The organism is Streptomonospora alba (genome assembly GCF_000826685.1).
Classification (GTDB): Bacteria; Actinomycetota; Actinomycetes; order Streptosporangiales; family Streptosporangiaceae; genus Streptomonospora; species Streptomonospora alba.
The window spans coordinates 1-19,386 of the sequence record NZ_JROO01000063.1 but is presented as its reverse complement, the minus strand read 5'-3'; the positions used below and the strand labels follow the sequence as shown (position 1 = coordinate 19,386).

Annotated in this window: 16 protein-coding genes and 1 pseudogene; 6 read left to right on the top strand and 11 right to left on the bottom strand. The window is 73.7% G+C overall.

Translation table 11 applies throughout. The features are described 5' to 3' along the window. From LP52_RS24660 to LP52_RS24650, 3 genes and pseudogenes are all read right to left on the bottom strand, one after another. A pseudogene (locus LP52_RS24660) lies at positions 1-567 on the bottom strand (hypothetical protein); the annotation flags it as partial. Between the two features lie 306 nt (positions 568-873). Further along, entirely contained in the window at positions 874-2,244 is a 1,371-nt protein-coding gene (locus LP52_RS24655) for an FAD-dependent oxidoreductase (protein WP_040276812.1), read from the bottom strand. A 497-nt stretch (positions 2,245-2,741) separates the two neighbouring features. Next, positions 2,742-3,437 carry a lysophospholipid acyltransferase family protein gene (locus LP52_RS24650; protein WP_040276808.1) on the bottom strand — a complete coding sequence of 232 codons (696 nt, stop codon included), beginning with the start codon at positions 3,435-3,437 and terminating at the stop codon, positions 2,742-2,744. A gap of 289 nt (positions 3,438-3,726) precedes the next feature. On the opposite strand from LP52_RS24650, the gene LP52_RS24645 reads away from it, so the two are divergent. Continuing rightward, positions 3,727-5,850, top strand: a complete 2,124-nt coding sequence (locus tag LP52_RS24645) for an FUSC family protein (protein ID WP_084723470.1) — start codon at positions 3,727-3,729, stop codon at positions 5,848-5,850. Positions 5,851-5,902: 52 nt separating this feature from the next. Here the strand turns inward: LP52_RS24645 and LP52_RS24640 are convergent, their stop codons facing one another. The 3 genes from LP52_RS24640 to LP52_RS24630 form a co-directional block, all read right to left on the bottom strand. Beyond that, positions 5,903-6,574, bottom strand: a complete 672-nt coding sequence (locus tag LP52_RS24640; protein ID WP_040276807.1) for a cyclase family protein — start codon at positions 6,572-6,574, stop codon at positions 5,903-5,905. Positions 6,575-6,851: 277 nt separating this feature from the next. Further along, a complete protein-coding gene (locus LP52_RS24635) occupies positions 6,852-8,075 on the bottom strand; it encodes a coiled-coil domain-containing protein (RefSeq protein WP_040276806.1) in 1,224 nt (407 codons plus the stop codon). A gap of 267 nt (positions 8,076-8,342) precedes the next feature. Next, positions 8,343-8,897 carry a GNAT family N-acetyltransferase gene (locus LP52_RS24630; RefSeq protein WP_040276805.1) on the bottom strand — a complete coding sequence of 185 codons (555 nt, stop codon included), beginning with the start codon at positions 8,895-8,897 and terminating at the stop codon, positions 8,343-8,345. Between the two features lie 369 nt (positions 8,898-9,266). Between LP52_RS24630 and LP52_RS24625 the strand changes: the two genes are divergently transcribed. Both LP52_RS24625 and LP52_RS24620 read left to right on the top strand, forming a co-directional pair. Beyond that, positions 9,267-10,202 carry a ketopantoate reductase family protein gene (locus tag LP52_RS24625; protein ID WP_040276804.1) on the top strand — a complete coding sequence of 312 codons (936 nt, stop codon included), beginning with the start codon at positions 9,267-9,269 and terminating at the stop codon, positions 10,200-10,202. A gap of 119 nt (positions 10,203-10,321) precedes the next feature. Continuing rightward, a complete protein-coding gene (locus tag LP52_RS24620) occupies positions 10,322-11,263 on the top strand; it encodes a LysR family transcriptional regulator (protein ID WP_040276803.1) in 942 nt (313 codons plus the stop codon). A gap of 49 nt (positions 11,264-11,312) precedes the next feature. On the opposite strand, the gene LP52_RS24615 is transcribed toward LP52_RS24620, so the two are convergent. Beyond that, positions 11,313-12,287, bottom strand: a complete 975-nt coding sequence (locus LP52_RS24615; RefSeq protein WP_040276802.1) for a LysR substrate-binding domain-containing protein — start codon at positions 12,285-12,287, stop codon at positions 11,313-11,315. A 71-nt stretch (positions 12,288-12,358) separates the two neighbouring features. On the opposite strand from LP52_RS24615, the gene LP52_RS24610 reads away from it, so the two are divergent. Further along, complete coding sequence (locus tag LP52_RS24610; RefSeq protein WP_040276801.1) at positions 12,359-13,372, top strand: EamA family transporter; 1,014 nt, start codon at positions 12,359-12,361, stop codon at positions 13,370-13,372. 13 nt (positions 13,373-13,385) lie between these two features. Here LP52_RS24610 and LP52_RS24605 read toward each other — a convergent pair whose 3' ends face one another. Further along, positions 13,386-13,613, bottom strand: a complete 228-nt coding sequence (locus LP52_RS24605; protein WP_040276800.1) for a hypothetical protein — start codon at positions 13,611-13,613, stop codon at positions 13,386-13,388. A 173-nt stretch (positions 13,614-13,786) separates the two neighbouring features. On the opposite strand from LP52_RS24605, the gene LP52_RS24600 reads away from it, so the two are divergent. Further along, positions 13,787-15,592, top strand: a complete 1,806-nt coding sequence (locus tag LP52_RS24600; RefSeq protein WP_040276799.1) for a hypothetical protein — start codon at positions 13,787-13,789, stop codon at positions 15,590-15,592. Positions 15,593-15,637: 45 nt separating this feature from the next. Here LP52_RS24600 and LP52_RS24595 read toward each other — a convergent pair whose 3' ends face one another. Together LP52_RS24595 and LP52_RS28110 are read right to left on the bottom strand one after the other, a co-directional pair. Continuing rightward, a complete protein-coding gene (locus tag LP52_RS24595) occupies positions 15,638-16,291 on the bottom strand; it encodes an alpha-ketoglutarate-dependent dioxygenase AlkB family protein (RefSeq protein WP_040276798.1) in 654 nt (217 codons plus the stop codon). After that, positions 16,288-16,575 (bottom strand): hypothetical protein, encoded by a 288-nt coding sequence (locus tag LP52_RS28110; protein WP_157036470.1) that lies wholly within the window; start codon positions 16,573-16,575, stop codon positions 16,288-16,290. The genes LP52_RS24595 and LP52_RS28110 overlap by 4 nt, the downstream gene beginning before the upstream one ends. Positions 16,576-16,840: 265 nt before the next feature. Here LP52_RS28110 and LP52_RS24585 point away from each other — a divergent pair, with 265 nt between their 5' ends. Next, positions 16,841-18,010, top strand: a complete 1,170-nt coding sequence (locus LP52_RS24585; protein ID WP_040276796.1) for a magnesium and cobalt transport protein CorA — start codon at positions 16,841-16,843, stop codon at positions 18,008-18,010. A 69-nt stretch (positions 18,011-18,079) separates the two neighbouring features. Here LP52_RS24585 and LP52_RS24580 read toward each other — a convergent pair whose 3' ends face one another. Beyond that, the gene (locus tag LP52_RS24580; protein ID WP_040276810.1) at positions 18,080-19,237 is read right to left on the bottom strand and encodes a VWA domain-containing protein; all 1,158 of its coding nucleotides are present in this window, start codon (positions 19,235-19,237) and stop codon (positions 18,080-18,082) included. Between the last annotated feature and the right edge of the window lie 149 nt (positions 19,238-19,386).

The following is a 19,386-nucleotide window of genomic DNA, read 5'->3' as shown; positions in this document are numbered from 1 at the left end:
TGTGTCGTTGTAGACGGTCGACGTGCTGCCGTAGGTGTATCCGCCGGTGGTGGAGGGGTCGCCGTCGTAGTGGGGGTGCCCGCTGGGCTCGGCGCCGCCGTAGCCGGGTGCGTCGCCGGTGGACGCGGTGTCGTCGAGGGGGGCCTCAGGGGCGGGGGAGGACGGTTCCCGGGTATAGGGGTATCCGCCTGCGGCGGCGGTGAAGGGGTCGCCGGCGGGCTGGGACTGCTGCCAGGACGCGTCGTCGGTGCTCGGTGCCTGCGAGGCGGCGGTCGGGATGGTGTAGGGAGACGAAGGCGAGGCGGGCCGCCACCCGGTCGTTCCCGGCGCCTGCGATTCGGGGCCGGGCGCGGTGCCGGGCTCGCGCGCTGTGCCGTCGTCGCCGAAACCGGCCCGCCGCGGCTCGGATGCGGGGACGGAGGACTGCTGCCCACCGGCGCCGGAGTCGGGGGCCGCGTCGTGCGTCGTCGCGCCCGGCTCCGGGCTGTCGGCATGGTCGTCGTACTGGCCGGGCGAGGCGGGGGAGGAGGGGTCACCCGGCCCCGAGGGGCGCCGATCGTCTTCCACGGGGGCTTTCGTCCTTCCGAACAACGCCGCCCCGCCTTCCTGGGCAGAAGTGCGGGGCGGGGAAGAGGGTGGGTGGCCGGTGTGGCGGTCGCCTCTCGGCGCGCGGCACAACGCGGCTCCGAAGTCCGTACGGCCGCCCGGCGAGCGGACGCCGCACGCGGTATTCCGCGAAGGCAATAGGTGAGGCCCGGGGGACACTTGCTACCACACCGACCACTGGCGACTGTAACCCATCGCGGCGCCCCTGTGTTCCCCATGGGCGGGGAACGGGGGCGGTAATCCACATCACACCGGGTCGGTCGGAATTCAGGCGAGCCCGGCCGCGGCGGACTCCTCGGAGCGGGCGATGCGCGTCATGTCGTCGCGCGAGCGCACCTTGATCCGCTTCCGCCCGTGGGCGCCCCCCAGCGACTCCTCATGCGCCTCCAGGCGCTGCCAGCCGTCCCAGGTGGTGTAGGCGATTCCGCGCTCCTCCAGCAGGTGCAGGAACGCCTCGGGTTCCGGCTCGGCCGCCGGCGCCAGGGCGTCGCGATCGGCGACGAGATTGGTGACGGTCTCCAGGGCGTCGCCCTTGGTGTGGCCGATGAGGCCCACCGGTCCGCGCTTGATCCAGCCGGTCGCGTAGACGCCGGGGACGGGCCGCTCGTCGAGGTCGAGCACCCGGCCGCCCTCGTTGGGCACGACACCGCGCTCATCGTCGAAGGAGAGGTCGGCCAGCGGTGAGCCGAGGTAGCCCACCGCGCGGTAGACGGTCTGCACCTCGTGGTCGACGTACTCGCCGGTGCCGCGTACGTCGCCGTCGCCGGTCAGTGCCATCCGTTCGGTACGCAGCCCGGTCACGCGGCCCTCGCCCAGAACCTCGGCGGGCCGGTGCAGGAAGTGCAGGTGCAGCCGCCGCGGCTCGCCGCGGGGGTCGCGGATGGCCCAGTTCTGCAGGATCTTGACGTTGGTCTTGACCTGGTTGGACTCCTCGATCGCGGCCATGCTGGCCTCGCACAGGTCGAAGTCCTCAGGATCGACCACGACCTCGACGCCGGGCTGCTTGTCCAGTTCGCGCAGTTCCATCGGCGTGAACTTGGCCTGGGCGATGCCGCGGCGGGCGAATACGTGCACGTCGGTGACCTGCTTGGCGGCCAGCGAGCTGTGGACGTTGTCGGTGACGTCGGTGGCGAGGAGGTCGTCGGCGTCCTTGGCCAGCATGCGGGCGACGTCCACGGCGACGTTTCCGGCGCCGATCACCGCGGCTGCGGTGCCGTCGACCCGCCACCCGGGGCCGACGTCGGGGTGGCTGTCGTACCAGGAGACGAAGTCGGCGGCGCCGTAGGAGCCGGGCAGGTCGATTCCGGGGATGGCCAGGGGGCGGTCGCGGTCGGAGCCGGTGGCGAAGATTACGGCGTCGTAGTGGCGGCGCAGGTCCTCAAGCTTGAGATCGCGGCCGTATTCGACATTGCCCAGGAAGCGGATCGCTGGCTTGTCCAGGACTTTGTGCAGGGCGCTCTGGATCTGCTTGATGCGCGGGTGGTCGGGAGCCACGCCGTAGCGGACCAAGCCGTAGGGGGTGGGAAGCCGGTCGAGTACGTCGATGCTGACCGGCGTCTCGGACGCGGCCAGCGTTTCGTCCTTGGTCAGCAGGTCGGCCGCGTAGATACCGGCGGGTCCGGACCCCACGATTCCCACGCGCAGTGGTCGCGTCATTGGCACATCTCCATAGGTCGCGTCTGCTCGGGACCGCGGCGCGATCACCCGGGCGCGCTTGACGAGGTTAGGCTAACCTAATTCTATCTTCCGCAGATAAAGCCTACTAAACCGACTTCGAAGATAGGCAACCGCCCCTGCGCGGCGCATCCCGTGCAGACGGTCCGTTGCTGTCGACGTCCGCCCACGTCAGCGGGGGCCCGAGGCCCTGTTCAAGGTCAACACCGGCGGGCCCCGCACTAAGCCGGGCCGGGCTGTGGATTACCTCACGCCGTGGCGGCCGGGACGCTCAGCGCTGTGGCCGCGGCCACCGGACGGCGGCACGGGCGGCGGAGCCGCAGGCGGGCCCGCGTGACCCGCACACCCGGCGGCAGCGGGCGACGCCACGCGGAGCGCACGTACGGCGAGGCGGCCCGCAGCCGGGACGGGCCGCTGCGGCGCGGCCGCCGGCGGGGGCGCGGACGGCGCACCCGTGCGGCTCAAGACGAGCCGGCGCCCTGCTCGAGTTCGGCCTTGACCGACGCCGCGTAGCGCGGCACCGACTCCTGGCCCGACAGGCGCTGGACGGCGGCCATGATCGCGTCCGTGGCCGCCCGGCGCGAGCGCGCTCTGCCCTGTTCGCCGAGCCAGGCGGACAGGTCCACGGGCGGGCCCACCCGAATGCCGATCCTGCGCAGCGCCGGCACGCGGCGCCCGTGCGGAAGGATGCGGTCGGTTCCCGCCAGCGCCATCGGTACCACCGGCGCGCCCGAGGCCAGAGCCAGCCACGCGATCCCGGTCTGACCGCGGTAGAGGCGGCCGTCGGGGGAGCGGGTGCCTTCCGGGAAGATCCCGAACGCGGATCCCTCGTCGAGGATCTTCAGGCTCTCCTCCATGGCCGCCTGTGAGGTCTGCCCGGGGCTGCGGTCCACGGCCAACTGGCCGATGGCGCGCAGTGCGCGGGTGAAGGTGCGCTGGGCGATGTTGCCTTCGGCGAACAGCTCCCGCTTGGCGATGAAGGTCACCTGCCGAGGCACGGCCACGCCGATGAACAGAGGGTCGATGTTGGACAGGTGGTTGGCCGCGAGGATGACCGGGCCCTGGGCGGGGATGTGGTGCATGCCCTCCGCGTGCACGGGCCAGACCGCCCGGGTGGCGGGCGCGATGACCGACTTGGCGGCTGCGTACAGCTCCACGGCTGGTGTCCTCTTTCGCGAAGCGGGGGCGGTGCCTGTGCGGGCAGGGCGGGGGCCTCGGCGCGGTGCCGACGGCCTGAGCTTATCGGTGCCGGGCACCGGTCGGCAGGGGGAGGCCCCCGCCGTCCGCGCCGCCGCCCGTCGGGGCGCGCTCGACGCGCCACGGTCCCCCTGCGCGGTGCCCTGCCGGACGGCGCGCCGCGCATCGGGCACGGGCGCGCGGGTGCCGCCCGCGGCGGAGCCCGCACACCCCCCGGGGAGACACCCGGCATCGCCGCAGCCCTCTACCATGGGGACCGTGCACGACGAGGGGGCGAAGGCGAGCGGCGAGTCGGACGATCCGACTCCGAGCGAGCCCATCTGGAACCCGCCGACCCGTGTGCGCGCCCGCGTCGCCGACCGACCGCGCCAGCGTGTGGACCTCACGGCGCTGTTCGGCCTGGCCTCCGGCGGCTGGGCCTGGAGCATCGCGCTGAAGGCCGCTGTGGCCATGTCGTCGTCCTTCGGGCTGGCCGTCCTGCTGTTCGACCCGCGGGTGGCCACGCTGGCGGCCCTGGGCTCGATGACGGTGCTCTACGAGCGGGAGACCCCCTACCGCTACCGCGCCGTCGCGCTCGCGCTGGTCGGACTCGGGTTCGTGGCCTGCGTCTCCATCGGATCGCTGGCCGCGTTCGACCCCTGGGTCGCGGCCGTTTCCATCGGCGTGGTCGCCGGTGTGGTCACCTGGCTGTGCCAGGCGCTGCGCGTGGACCGGCCGGGCCCCCTGTTCTTCGTGCTGGTGTGCGCGATCTCCACCATCGTCCCGGGCGGTCCGGGCGAGGTGCCGCTGCATGCGCTGGTCGCCGCGCTGGGCGCGGCCGTGGGCTGGGTCGTGTCGATGGCCGAGGGCCTGATGCGCGGCCGCCACCCCGAGCACCGCGCCGTCGCCGACGCGTTCCGGCAGCTGGCGGCCCTGCTGCGGGCGATCGGCACCCCGCGCCTGGACCACGTGCAGCACGACGCGTCGATCGCCGTCGCCAAGGCCTGGCGCATCGTCCTGCTCAGCCAGAGCCGCGGCTACCGTGACAGCCCCTCGGCGGCGCGGCTGCGCGCGCTGCTGCGCTGGGTCTCCGACATCCATCTGGCCGCCACCGACGTGTCGCTGTCGCGCACCGACCGCCTGCCGGCGGTGGCCGCGGACTTCGCCGATGCCCTCGCCACCGCGGTGAGCAAACCGGAGCAGACACCCGACGAAGCCGATCTGGACGAGCTGCGCAAGGGGCTGCGCCCCCGATCGCTGGAGGGCCGCCTCTACAGCCGGCTCGCCCGGGCCGCCCAGGCGGCGCGGCGCAGGGAGCACGAACCCGAGGGGCCCGGGCTGGAGCTGCACGACGCCCCTTACCCGCCGCTGCTGCAGTCGCTGCGCTCCAGCCTGACCGCCGGGTCGCTGATCCGTCCGACCGCCCTGCGCATGGGAATCACCGTGGCCGTGGCCGGAGTCGTCGGGCTGGCGCTGGGCATCGACCGCTTCTACTGGATCTCGATCACCGCGACGGCGGTGCTGCAGGCCGGCAACGTCGTGCTGACGGTGAACCGCTCCGTCCAGCGCGCGCTGGGGACCCTGATCGGCGTGGTGATCGGCGCGCTGCTGCTGAGCGCGCCGCTGCCGCTGGCTGCCAGTATCCCGATGGCCGCCTGCTTCATGGGTCTCACGCAGCTCGTGGTGTCGCGCAACTTCTTCTACGCCAGCATCTTCCTCACGCCCATGGCGCTCATCCTCGCGCACACGGCCGCGCCCCACCCGGTCGAGCAGCTCGCCGAGGCGCGCATCCTCGACACCGTGCTGGGGTCGCTGGCCGGAATGGCCGGCGCCGTGCTGCTGTGGCGGCGCGCGGCCGCTGCCCGGCTGCCCCAGACCATCGTCGAGGTGCTGGACACCACCCGCACGGTGCTGCTCGCGGTCCTCGACCCCGAAGAGGAACCGAGCCCGGCCCGCACCTACCGGCTGCGCCGTGACCTGCGCTCCGCCCTGGTGAGCCTGCGCGGCGTCTATGACAGCGCGATCGGCGACGTTCCGCGCGCCAACACCACCCGGCCGCTGTGGCCGGTCGTGGTGGCCGCGCAGCGCGCCGGGTACCTGGCACTGGCGGCGCTTGCCCTGGAAAAGCCGCCGCCCGCCTCGCAGATCACGCTGCAGCGGCTCGACCTGGCCTTCGACGAGCTGATCTCGGCTCTGCAGGACCGGCGCACACCGCGGCTGGGCGCGCTGCCCCGGCTGGTGGACTACCCGCGCATCAACATGGAGCTGCGCGCCCTGTCGTCGGCGACGCGTACCGCCGTGGCCCAGGACGAACGCACCGCGGAACGCGAGCGTGAGCGCCGTGCCCAGCGCGAGCACCGCCGTGCCCAGGAGGAGGTCGACGCCGACCTGTGAGTCGGCGGGCGGCGGCCCCGCGGCTGCGTCCGCCGCCGGGCCGCCGGGCGCCCTACTCCACGACGGCGAAGGCCCGCACCGGGAAGGTCGCCATGCCGCGGATCTTCACCGGGACGGCGAAGAAGGCGAATCCCGTCGTGGGCAGCCGGTCCAGCAGGCACAGGTGCTCGACCACCGGGATGCCCGCGGCCAGCAGCAGCGAGTGCACCGGGCGGGACCCCTGGCTCTGCGGCGAGGTGTCGTCGATGTTGACCGAGTCGATGCCCACGAGCGCGGCGCCCGCGTCGGCCAGGGCGCGCGCGGCGTCGGCGGTCAGGTAGGGGTGCTCGGGCGAACCGTACTGCTCGGAGCGCCAGTGCCGGTCCCAGCCGGTACGCAGCAGCACCGCGCGGCCAGCTACGTCGAGGCCCTTGACGGCGTCGGCGGTGATCGCGCGCTCGTCGCTGTCGCGCCGGTCGATCACCGTGCCCGGCAGGTCGGCGACCTTCTCCAGTTCCAGATCGGCGAGGTCGGCGCCGTCCCGGTAGCGGTGGGCGGGGGTGTCGAGGTAGGTGCCGGTGTTGGAGACGAGGGATATCCGGCCGATGGTGAACTCGGTGCCTTGGGCGTAGGTCGCGTGCGAGTCCTCGAAGGACAGGTGCTCGTCGATGACCGGCCCGGGCAGGCCGGGATAGGTGGTCATTCCCGCCGCGATCTGGTGGCTGACGTCGACCAGCTGTGTCATGGATCCGCCCTCTTCTCTGCGCGTCCCGGGTCGCTGCCCCCGGTGCGGGGGCAGAGGTCTAGACCAAACTCTAGTGCCAGGCGCCCTCCCCGGGGTCGGCCTCCTCCGACATTCGCCGCGCCGGGCGCCGGGGCCCGAGCCGGTGTGCCGCAGCGACGGTGTGCGAGACGCCGGGGTGCGTACGCCGTTCCGGCCGGATCCGCCGGCACCGCCGCCGGTCGAAGGCGCGGCCTCCGGTGCGGCCTGACGGCCCGCGTCCCGGGCTCGGCTACAGCGCTCAGCCGGTGTCCTCGGCGGAGTCCCCGGCGGAGGCCTCCGGCGCGGACGCGGGCTCGGCCGGGACCAGTGCGCGCAGGCGCTTCACGTCGGCCAGCACCTCGTCCAGCTGCGCCTCTGCGCGCTCGGCGCGATGCAGCGCCTGGGCGCGCGCGTCGTCCACGGCGGCCAGCCGTGCGGCGGCGTCCTGCTTGGCCTCGGCCAGGGCGTCGGCGGCCGCGGCCTGCTGGCGGGAGGTTTCGGCGCGGTGGTGGGCGCGCTCCTCCTCTGCGGCGCCGCGGGCCCGCTCCAGTGCCTCGGCGAGCCGGTCGCGCTCGCCCGCGAGGCTGTCGACGCGGCCGCGCAGCTCAGCGGCCTCCGCCTCGGCGCGCTCGGTTGCGCGCCGCTCCTCCTCGGCCCGCCGGTCGGCCTCCTCCGCGGCGCGGCGCTGTTCGGCCAGGCGGTCCTGCAGTTCGGCTTCCTGGGCGCGTGCACGCTCGCGTACCTCGGCCAGTTCGGCCTCCGCCCGCCGGCGCTCGGTCTCGATGTGTTCGGCGGCCGCGCGCTCCGCCGCGTCGATGCGGTGCTGGGCCTCGGCGAGGCCCGCCTCGTACTCCGCGCGGGCGGCGTCGCGCTCGGTGCCGGCGCGCTCGGCGTCCCCGACGGCGCGGTCGCGCTCGGCCAGCGCGGCCTGGCGCCGGCCGATGGACTCGTCGGCCATGCGCTCGGCCGCGCCCGCGGCGGAGATCGCCGACGCCGCAGCGTCCTCGGCGGAGGTGCGCGCCTGCTCGGCGGCCCGGCGGCGGTTGTCCGCCTCCAGCCGGGCCGACTCGGCCTCGGCCACCCGGCGTGCGGCGTCGATGCGCGCCGCCTCGACCTGCGCCTCCACGCTGGCGGGATCGGTCATCGTGGCGAAGGCGTCGCGGGCGGACCCCAGCGTCGCCGCGAGCTGCTCGGCCTGCACCGAGAAGCGGGTCAGCAGGTCCTCGGCGCGCAGCCGCGCGTCCGTAACGGGAGCCGACCCGGTGGCCGAGGGCGCGTCCGCGCCGGCTGCGGGCTCCGCGCGCGACTCCTCGGCCGCGCCCTCGGCCGTCTCCTGCTCCAGGCGCTGGCGCTCGCGCCAGGCCCGCCAGCGGGTGTGCTCGGGCAGATCGCAGTACTGCGGCGGCCGCCCGGGCGAGGAGCTGCGCGGTACCGAGCGTGAGCAACCGGGGAAATTGCAGGTGTTCGCGTCGCTTGCTGCCACAGAGCCGAGCCTAGTGCCCAGCGGCCGCCGGGGCGGCACCTCGGGCGCGCACGGGCGAGGCGGGACCGGCCCCGGTCGGCCGGGCGCCCGCGCCGCCCCGGCGGTCCCCGTCGGCCGCCCCGCGCATCAGCGTTGATCTTGTACCTACGGGCACATGTGATCGTTCACAGTGACCGTAGGTACAAGATCAACGGAAACAGCACCCGCCGACCTCGTTGTTCTCGCCGGGGGCGCTGCGTGCGCATCCGGCGATCACCCGAACCGGGGCTAGTCGTGGCCGCCGAAGCCGCCGATGCGGCTGACCATCGTGGTCACGAAGGGGCGGAAGCCCTCCTGCTCGAAGAAGCGGATGTCCTCGGAGCTGGTGGCCAGAGCCGTGAGTTCGAGATCGAGGATGCCCATGGCGCCGACCTGGCGGCGCAGCTCGTCCAGCAGGCCCGACCCCACGCCCGTGGCGGTGTGGTCGGGGTGGACGGCCAGAGTCTGCACGACGGCGACGCGGGAGCCGCGGTCCCAGGATCCCTGCTGATTGTCGCGGACGGTCACCATGGCGTAGCCGACCGACTCGCCCCCGCGCTCGGCCACCAGGGCGAGCGTCTCGGGCTCGTTCAACCACGCCAGGTACTGCGCCCTGCGACGGCGCCAGGACTCGTCGGCGTTCACCCGGGTGATGATGTCTTCGAGGTGCGGTGCCGTGGACCTGTGCCGCTCGTGCAGCGCCGCCCACAGGTCGGCGAGCTCGTCTACGTCGGCAGGGCTCAGGTACCGGAAGCGCAGTGCCGGAACTCCACCGCGTGGTTTGGTCGCCAACGAAGTTTCCATATTCTTTCCACCCGTTCTCAAAAACGTCCGCGCACCCCGGTCTCGCCGGACCCGCTGCACTGGTGCAGACCAATCGGCGAGGTGGGCTGTATTTCGAGAGTACGTCGCCGGTACGCCGACTGCCGTCACGACACGAGGAAAAGGTGTCGGTGTCGTGACGATCGAGAAAGATCCGACGATCTTCACTTTCGGCTTCCGCGGTCGTGGACGCCGACCGCCCCCGCGGGCCGGCGTCCACAACCGTCGCGGGCACGGCTACCCTTCGCGCGGCTCTGCGCAACATGGGCGAGAATGGTCGTCTGCTGCTCCTGCGGCGAGGCGACCCCCGCGGCGTCCGCCGGCCGTTCGACGAGGAAGGCGACCCTCCGTATGCCTGCGCACACCACCGACTCCGGCACCGCGGACGGCCCCGGCCGCATCACCGTTCTGGCCCCCGGCGGCGTCGGCGGGCTGCTGGCGGGTGCGCTCGCACGCGACGGGCGCGACGTGACCGTGGTCGCCACCGAGCCCACCGCCGCCCACATCGCCGAGCACGGCCTGCACGTCGAATCCGCCGTCCTCGGCGACTTCCGGGCCGAGGTGCCCGCCGTGCCGGCGGCCGCCGAGCCCGCCGACGTGCTGGTGGTCGCCCCCAAGGCGACGGCGCTGGAGGCCGCCCTCAAGCGGGTGGCCCCGTCCCTGGTCGATGACGCGCTCGTGGTGCCGCTGCTCAACGGGTACGAGCACCTGGACCTGCTGCGGTCGTACTATCCCGGCGCCCATGTGCTGGGAGCCGCCATCCGCGTGGAGTCCACCCGCACGGAGCCCGGCCGCATCGTCCAGTCCAGCCCGTTCGCCGCACTGGACATCGCCTACTCCGGCGCGCCGCGCGCGCGAGTCGAGGGCCTGGCCGCGGCGCTGCGCTCGGCCGGACTGCAGGTGCGGCTCAGCGACGACGAGGATGCCGTCCTGTGGCGCAAATACCAGTTCCTGCTGGCCACCGCGCTGGTGTGCACGCACCATCGAGCCGACCTGGGCACCGCGCGCACCGAGCGCCGCGACGACATGATCGGCGTCGCCGAGGAGACCGCCGCGGTGGCCGCCGCCGACGGCGTCAGCCTGGACACCGCGCACGTCGTGCAGATGTTCGACGCCGCACCGGGCCCCACCAAGCCCTCGATGCTGCGGGACCGCGAAGCCGGCCGGCCCATGGAGGTCGACGCGCTGGGCGGGGCGCTGATGCGCGCGGCCCAGCGAGCGGGTGTGGCCGTGCCCGTCGTCGAGCGCCTGGTGACCGAGCTGCGCCGCGTGGGACCGGCGAGCTGAGGCCGCGCCGCACGTGAAAGCGGCGCCGTGGGCCTGTGTGCACGAGATCACGCCGACGGGCCGTCCTGCGCAGGTCGCAGAGCCCCGGAGAGGTGTTTCCGGCGGATTACATTGGCACCATGATCGATGTGCGCCGGTTGCAGCTCCTGCAGGCACTGGGCCGTCACCAGACGGTCGCCGGCGCGGCGGAGTCGCTGGGTGTGACCCCTTCGGCGGTCTCCCAGCAGCTGGCCGCACTGGCCAAGGAGACCGGCGTCACCCTCGTCGAACGGCAGGGGCGCAGGTTCATCCTCACCGGCGCCGCCCGCCTGCTGATCGAGCACGCCGACGTCATATTCGCGGAGATGGAGCGCGCCCAGGCCGATCTCGCCGAGTACGCCGAGGGCCGGATGGGCTCGGCCCGCGTCGGCTCCTTCGCCACCGGGATCTCCGACCTCGTGGGCCCGGCGGTGGCCGCGCTGCGCAGCACCCACCCCGGTTGGCGCTTCGAGATCGTGCAGGCCGAGCCCGACCGGGCGACCGAGATGCTGCGCTCGGGAGAGCTGGACATCGCCATCACCATGTCCTCGGACGACCTGCCGCCCAACGGCACCGGCGAGTTCCGGATCGACCCGATCATGGTCGAGCCCTTCGACGCCGTACTGCCCTACCACCACCCCTTGGCCGCCTCCACCGATCTCGAACTCGCCGCCGACCTCGCCGACGCCGAGTGGATCATGTCTCCGCCGGGGTCGCCGTGGTACGACTGCGTGGCCGCCGCCTGCCACCAGGCCGGGTTCCGACCGCGCGTGGCCCACACCGTCCACGAGTTCAGCGCCGTGTTCGCGCTGGTGCAGGCCGGGCTCGGGATGGCGCTGATGCCGCGGCTGGGCTGGACCGGGATGTCGGCGCCGCATCTTGTGGTGCGCACGGTGCGCAACACCGCCCGCCGTCACGTGGTCGCCCTGACCCGCGCCGGCTACAACGCCGAGCCGCTGCTGGGCGCGGTGCGCGAGGCGGCGAGCAAGGTGCCCGTGCCCTCGGCGAGCCCGCTGCTGGTCTCGGGAGGCGACGCGGCCTGAGCGCCCCGACCGCCGCCGGAACCGCGTGCTCCGAGGCGGCGCCCGCGACTCAGCCCAGCGGCGGTTCGGGGTCCCCGGCGAGTTGCGCACCGCCGGAGACGGGCGGCGCCGGCGCGGTGTCGTCCAGCACCCCGCGCGCGGCGTCCCACAGGTAGCGGGCCAGCAGCGCGATGGGGCGCCACGACCAGCCGCCGGTGCTGCTGGCCAGCGAGATGCGTCGGGTACCGCCGAGCTCGCCCAGCGGGGAGTGCACGACACCCCGGCGCGCGGCCGCGGCGAGCTTGGGCATGACGCCCACGCCCATCCCGGCCGCCACGACCTGCTCGACGATCTCCAGGTTGTCGATGCGGTGCCGGATGCGCGGCGCGAACCCGGCGCCGGCGCACATCCGCCGCACCAGCTCGTCCTCGTCGCTGCCGCGCGAATTGGCGATCCACGAGGCCTCGGCCAGGCCGGACAGCCGCCGACGGGTCATGATGCGGCTGGTGGCCGCCCCGCCCGAGGGCTGGGACAGCAGCAGCGGTTCGGTGCCGATCGGGCGCAGCGTCAGCGTGCCGGGAAAGCGCCGCGGCACCAGGCTGTAGTCGTAGACCAGACCGAGGTCGACAGCGCCCGACTGGAGCAGTTCCAGCGCCTCGTCAGGCTCGTGCTCGATCAGCCGCACCTCGATGCCGGGGTGGTCGGACTGCAGGCGGCGCACCGCCGGCAGCACGATGGGGCCGGAGACGCTGACGAAGCTGACCAGGTCCACCTGGCCGACGGGCTCGCCCTCGCCGGCCAGTTCGGCGCGGGCGGCGTCCGCGCGCGCCAGGATGTCCACCGCGTGGCGGGCCAGCCGGTGCCCGGCCGGGGTCAGGCGCACCCGCCTGCCGTCGGGCACCAGCAGCTGCGTGCCCGCCTCGCGCTCCAGCACCGCGAAGTGCTTGGAGACCGCCGAGGTGCCCATCCCCGTCGTCTCCGAGACCGCCGCCATGGTGCCCAGCCGCTCCAGCTCCACCAGCAGCCGCAGCCGTGTCAGATCCATCCACCGAAACTACATGATCGATCCGCCAACGGTCCGTGGACAGAAACAGACGAGGTGAATGCAATGGTCGGATGATCACCTCCTCCTCGACCGCGGTTCGTGCTGCCCTGGGGCGGATACCGCCCACTGTCCTGCTGCTCGCGGGCATGTTCGTGCTGCACACCGGAAGCGCCCTGGCAGTGCGGGCGTTCAGCGAGGCCGGTCCGCTGGGCGTGACCTGGCTGCGCCTGCTGTGGGCCGCCCTCATCCTGTCGGCTCTGGGCGGGCGCCCCCTGTGGCGCGCCCTGCGTTCGGCGACCCGGCGCGACCTGGGTGCGGCGGTGATCCTGGGCACAATCAGCGCGGGGATGATGGTGTTCTACTCCGAGGCCACGGCACGCGTCGATCTGGGCACCGCCACCGCGGTGGAGTTCCTCGGGCCCCTGACCGTGGCCGTGCTGGCGCTGCGGCGGCGCCGCGAGGCCGTGTGGATCGCGGCGGCCGCGGCAGGAGTCCTGCTGCTCACCCGCCCCTGGTCGGGCGAGGCCGACCTGGTCGGCGTCGGGCTGGGCCTGTGCGGAGCGGTGTGCGTCGCCCTCTACATCGTGCTCACCCAGCGCGTGGGCAGCACGTTTCGAGCCGTGCACGGACTGGCCGTGGCGATGGCCGTCAGCGCGGCGGTCACCGCTCCGCTGGGTGTGCCGCAGGTCCTGGCGGCGCCCGAGCCGACGGCGGTGCTCGGGATCACCCTGGCGATCGCGGTGCTCTTCCCCTTGATCCCGTTCCTGCTGGAGATGGTGGTGCTGCAGCGCATGAGCCGTACCGCCTTCTCCACCTTCGCCAGCCTCGAACCCGGGGTCAGCCTGGTCATGGGGATGGCCGTCATCAGCCAGTCGCCGACCGCGATCCAGGTGGCGGGCATGGCGCTGGTGGTGGCCGCCGGGATCGGCGCCGCCCGCGGAGACGGCCGCCGCGGTCCGGCCGCCCGCCCCCGCCGCCGCCGGGACCCCGCGGCGGTGCCCGGCGCGGACGCCGCGGAACCCGTGGCCCTGCCCGCCGCGGGCATGGGGGGCGAGCCCGCGCGCACACCCGAGCGCGTGGGCTGAGGGCCGGTACCGCTCATTTGTCCCTGCGCGCGCCCCCGTACTTCTTGTGCACCGCCTGCTTGCTGATGCCCAGGATCACGGCGATCTCGCTCCAGGTGAAGCCCTCGGTGCGGGCGCGCCGCACCTGGATGGCCTCAAGGCGCTCGACCTCCTGGCGCAGCTCGACGGTGGCGCGCAGGGCGAGCAGCGGCGACTCCCCGCGGGCGGACTCCATCAGCGGAGCGATCAGATCCTCCTCCATACACTCCAACCTATGCCGCGGCGCCGTGCGCAGGATCCAGGCGAGCCCGGTAATCCGCGCGCACACGCGGCCGCTCCCGCCGGGGAGGGGAACCGAACGGCCGGACCCGGCCGCAGCCCCGCCGTGCGCGCGGTGCGGGCCCCGCTGAGGATGCACTAGGGTCGCATACAATCATGGGTACGAAAACCGATCGTGAACTTCTGCGCGCCTACGAACCGATCCTCGTGTTCACCCGCGGCGAGCTCTTCTTCCCGGCCGATGTCGAGGCCTACGTAGGCTGCTGCAGCCTGTGGTGCGAGGACGGCGACGGCAAGGAGTTCGAGTGCGTGCCGGCGGGCGAGCTCACCCTCGACCGCCTCGCCGGCGCCGAGCGGGAATGGCCCGGCCGCGACAAGCACCTGCGCTTCGTGCAGGAGTCCTCGCTGCGCGCCGAGGCCCGTCGCCACCGCCGCTCCTCCAGCCGCGTCATCCCCCGCAGCGGGCGCCTGGCCGCCGTCGGCGTCCTCGGCCGTGTCGTCGACATCCTGATGAAGCTCTCCCTGCTCATCCGCGGCGCCGTGCCCGGCGGAGTCGCCGCCGCGGCAGCCACCCGCTACCGAGACCGGGTCGGCGGCGAGGGCAGGCCGGCCAGCTACTACGGCCGCGTCGTGCGCGAGGGCGGCTACACCGCACTGCAGTACTGGTTCTTCTACGCCATGAACGACTGGCGCACCACCTACGGCGGTGTCAACGACCACGAGGCCGACTGGGAGAAGGTCACCGTCTACCTCGTCGAGGAGGCCCAGGGCCGCCACCGCCCCGCGTGGGTGGGCGCCTCCTCCCACGAGTACTACGGTGACGACCTGCGCCGCAGCTGGGACGACAAGGATCTGCGCCGCGAGGGCGACCACCCCGTCGTCTTCGTCGGCGCCGGCTCGCACTCCCATCAGATGGTGCCCGGCGACTACCTCATCCAGGTCGACCCCGCGGTGCTGCGCGGAATCGTGCGCCTGTGGCGGCGGCTGACCCTGCGGCTGTTCCGCAGCGACAGCGCCATCGTCCGGCACGGCATCGGCGTGCCCTTCGTCGACTACGCCCGCGGGGACGGTGTGCGGGTGGGCCCCGGCGGCGACCGCGGGTGGAGCGCCCACACCATCGACGACGACACCCCCTGGGTACGCGGCTTCCGCGGCCTGTGGGGACGCGACACCGGCGACTTCTTCGAAGGAGAGCGGGCGCCCAGCGGCCCTCGCTATGAGCGCGACGGCACCGTCCGCTGGTCCTGGGCCGACCCGCTGGCCTGGGTGGGCCTGCAGAAGGTCTCGCCCACCGAGAAGGCCGCGCGCGCCCAACTCACCGCACACCTGGGCGACCTGGACGAACGCATCGCCGAGGCCGACGCAGAGATCGTCCGCCGCCGCGACGCCCTGCGCCGGATCTCCGCCGCCCGCCTCGTCCTCGGTCACCAGAGCCACTCCCAAAGCCGCGCCGAGGAGTACGACCAGCGGGTCCGCGCCGACGAGCGCGAACTGGCGGCCACCTATCGGCAGCGCGCCCTGATGGCCGACGAGCGCGACTCCTGCCGCGAGGCGCTGGAGAGCGAGCGGCCCGTCGCCCCCACACCGACCGAGCATCTGCACCGGCCGCACCTGCCCTACGCCTCCGGCGCGCAGAGCACCACCCGGTTCCTGCACGTGTGGGCGGCGCTGAGTACACCGCTGCTCATCTTCGCCCTGGGCGGCATGCTGCTGCTGGGCGGCACCTACACCGCGCCGGCCATGATCGGCGTCGTTCTGGCCTTCGCCATGGTCGACGCCATCGCCCGGCGCAAGTTCACGGCCTTCCTGACCGGCGTGGCGTTCGTGCTGGTGATCGTGGCGGTGATCGCCGGCGTCATCGCGGCCTTCGCCGCCGACTGGCGCATCTCGCTGCTGGTGCCGACCGCACTGGTCGTGGTCCTGCTGCTGTGGGTCAACCTCCGCGACCTGATCCGCGGCTGAGCGTCCCGGCAGGCCCCCGCGGACCGCGCGCACCCGCGGCGGGGCTCACCCCAGGCCTGAGGCGCGGATGGTGATGTTCAGCCGCCCCTGCTCCATGCCGAGCCCGGTCGGCGCCGTGCCCGGCCGGGTGCGCGGGACACCGTGGTAGGCCATACGCGCCGGGCCGCCGAAGACGAACAGGTCGCCGCTGGCCAGCTCCACGTCGGTGTAGGGGCGCGTCCGGGTCCGGGTGTTGCCGAACCGGAAGACGCACGTGTCTCCCAGACTCAGCGAGACCACCGGCACGTCGGCCTGCTCGTCGCGGTCCTGGTGCATGCCCATCCTGGCGTCCGCGTCGTAGAAGTTCACCAGGGCCACGTCGTAGGGCGGAGCGGCGGGCCCGGGCGGTGCGCCGAACGCGGCGGTCACGCCCTCGCGGGCCAGTTCGCCCAGGATCGGGGGGAACGGAGGCACCGGGGCGCCGTCGGGCAGGGTGGGCGAGTAGCGGTAGGGCTCCCAGAACCACCCCAGAGCGGTCATGCGTACGCTCATCACGCCGCCGCGCGGCATGCGGTGCTGCACCATCCCGCCGGTGCCGCGCGACCATTCACGGCACCGGCGGACCAGATCGCGCTGGGTGTCGGCACTCAGCCATCCGGGCAGGTGCACCGCCCCCGGAGCGACGGTGACGGGCCCGGCCCCGAACAGCGGCTCGTTCATCGCTCACCACGCCCCGGGCGCCGATACCGGATCTCGCGCGGTCGGGCCAGGCCGGCCCGTTCGGTGTCGCGCTCCGCGCCGTCAGGGGCGAAGCCCCGGCGCGTGTAGAAGGCCCGCGCCGCGTCGTCGTCCCTGAGCGCCCACAGCAGCACCGGCGCCGCAGCCGGCGCCGCCTGCATACGCCAACCCGCCACCCGCACCTCGTCCACGGCGGAGGCGTCGGCAGCGCGCGCCCGCCGCACCAGTGCGCCGCTGGGCGCGCGGGCCGTCTCGGAGGTGTCCACGGACTCCATCGGACCACGCCGCAAACGGGTCGGGCAACGCCGGGACGGCCGTCCCGCGCGCCCAGCGCGCCGCAACCGCGCACCCCCGCGGCGCGGGTAGCATGAGAGCGCGTTGAGTACCTGAGCGGAACCGGGGAGGTGGGGCCGATGACGGGCCGACCTCCCAGTACGTCCTGAAGCCGCGTTCTCGCTTCCGCCGCGGCGCAGGGCCGGTGCGCGCCCGGCGCCGCTACCTCCGCTCACGTCCATGACGAGGGGTTTCCCCATGGCCCAACGCAATCGGCTGGCTTGGCTCCCCGGGATCCGAGGCACCCAGCAGCACCGCAGAGCCACGCGGCCCCGACCGCCGGAGTACTCCATGGACCCCAGGCCCGATGACACCGGCGGCCCCGCGCCGCCGGTGCAGGACAGCGTCATCGACGCCGCGGTCTACGTCGACGGCGAGCGCCAGGAGGCGCCCACCCAGCTCAGGGACCTGGCCGAGCTGCACCGGCGCACCCCTGACGACGAGGGCGCCATGGTCTGGATCGGCCTGCTGCGCCCCTCCAGCGCCCAGCTGCTGACCGCCGCCGAGGAGTTCGGACTGCACGAGCTGGCCGTCGAGGACGCCATCGTCGCCCACCAGCGGCCCAAGCTGGAACGCTACGGCGACACCCTGTTCGTCGTGCTCAAGTCCGCCATCTACCTGGACGCCAGCGAGGAGGTGCGCTTCGGGGAGCTGCACCTGTTCATGGGCCGGCACTTCGTGCTCACCGTGCGGCACAACCAGGCCCCCGACCTCTCCGCGGTGCGCCGCCGCCTGGAGGGCGACCCCAAGCTGCTGGAGCGCGGGTCCGAGGCGGTGCTCTACGCCATCCTCGACGCCGTCGTCGACGGCTACGCGCCGGTCGTGGCGGGGCTGCAGAACGACATCGACGAGATCGAGACCCAGGTCTTCCAAGGCGACATCGCGGTGTCGCGGCGCATCTACGAGCTCTCCCGCGAGGTCATCGAGTTCCAGCGCGCCGCCCGCCCTCTGCTGCCCATGCTGCGCTCGCTCAACGACGCCTTCGAGGAGTTCGGCGCCGACGAGGAGCTGCGCCGCTACCTGCGCGACGTCGCCGACCACGCCACGACCGTCGCCGAGCGCGTCGACGGCTTCCGGGAGATGCTGCAGAGCATCCTCACCGTCAACGCCACCCTCGTCAGCGAGGCCCAGAACGAGGAGGTGCGCCGCGTCACCGAGGCCAGTTACCTCCAAGGCGAACAGGTCAAGAAGATCTCCGCCTGGGCGGCCATCCTCTTCGCTCCCAGCCTGGTCGGCGGCATCTACGGGATGAACTTCGACCACATGCCCGAGCTCGACTGGGCGCTGGGCTACCCGATGGCGCTGCTGGTGATGGTGGGCATCAGCGTGACCCTGTACGTGGTCTTCAAGTGGCGCCGCTGGATGTGACCGGCCCGCACACCGGGCGGGTCGGGCCGCAGGCCTGCGGGCGCGCGACCGGCCGCGGCGGCCGGCGGATCACGATGGCGCCCAGTCGCTCAGCGAGCGGCCCTCGACGGCGGCGGCCATGAGGTCGGGGAAGCGGTCGGGGGTGCAGGCGAACGCGGGCACGCCCAAGGCCGCCAGCGCCGCGGCGTTCTCGCGGCTGTAGGACGGCGCGCCCTCGTCGGAAAGCGCGAGCAGGACCACCACCTGTACGCCCGACGCGGTCAAGGACGCGACGCGGCGCACCATCTCCGCACGCACCCCGCCCTCGTGCAGGTCGCTGATGAGGACCAGGACCGAGTCCTGCGGCCGGCCGATCACCCCCTCGCAGTAGGCCAGCGCGCGGTTGATGTCGGTCCCGCCGCCCAGGCGCGTGCCGAAGAGCACCTCGACCGGGTCGCCGATCCTGTCGGTCAGGTCCACCACCGAGGTGTCGAAGACGACCATCGAGGTCTTCACGGCGCGGACCGAGGCCAGCACCGAACCGAGGACGCCCGCGTAGACCACCGACTCCGCCATCGACCCGCTCTGATCGACGGCCAGCACGACGTCGCGCTGCACGCCCCGGCTGCGCCGCGCGTAGCCGACGAGGGTCCGGGGCACGACGGTGCGGTACTCGGGCAGGTAATGGGCCAGGTTGCGGCGGATGGTGCGGTCCCAGTCGATGTCGGCGACCCGCCTCGGTCGGCGGGTGCGTGCCGAGCGGTCCAGCGCCCCCTGCACGACCGAACGGGTGCGCTGAGCCAGGCGCCGCTCCAGGTCCTCCACCACGCGGCGCACCACAGCGCGCGCCGACTCCCGCGCCGCCTCGGGCATGACCTCGCTGAGGGAGAGCAGCGCGCCGACGAGGTGGACGTCGGGCTCCACCGCCTCCAGCGTCTCCGGCTCCATCAGCATCCGCCGCAGGCCCAGCCGCTCCATGGCGTCGGTCTGCATCACCTGCACCACGCTGGAGGGGAAGTAGCGGCGGATGTCGCTCAGCCAGTCGGCCACGGACGGGGCCGAGGCGCCCAGGCCCGCGCCGCGCGGGCCGCCGTTCCGCCCGCCTCCGCCCCCGGCGCCGCCCTGGCCGCCGTGACCGTCCCTGTCGTACAGGGCGGCCAGCGCCCCGTCCATGCCGCCGTCGGCGGCGCCGAGCCCGCCGCAGGCCGACTCGGCCGTGCCGCCGAGGACCAGCCGCCACCGGCGCAGGCGCTCGGCGTCCGCGCTCCTCGCCGCGGCCCCGACCGGCGCCGCCGCGTGCTCGGCCCCAGGTACGGGACCGGTGGGCTCGGTGTGCTCGTTCATCTGCGTATGGCGGCGCCCGCGCAGGCTACGGCGGGCGGCCGCCCCTCCTCTCG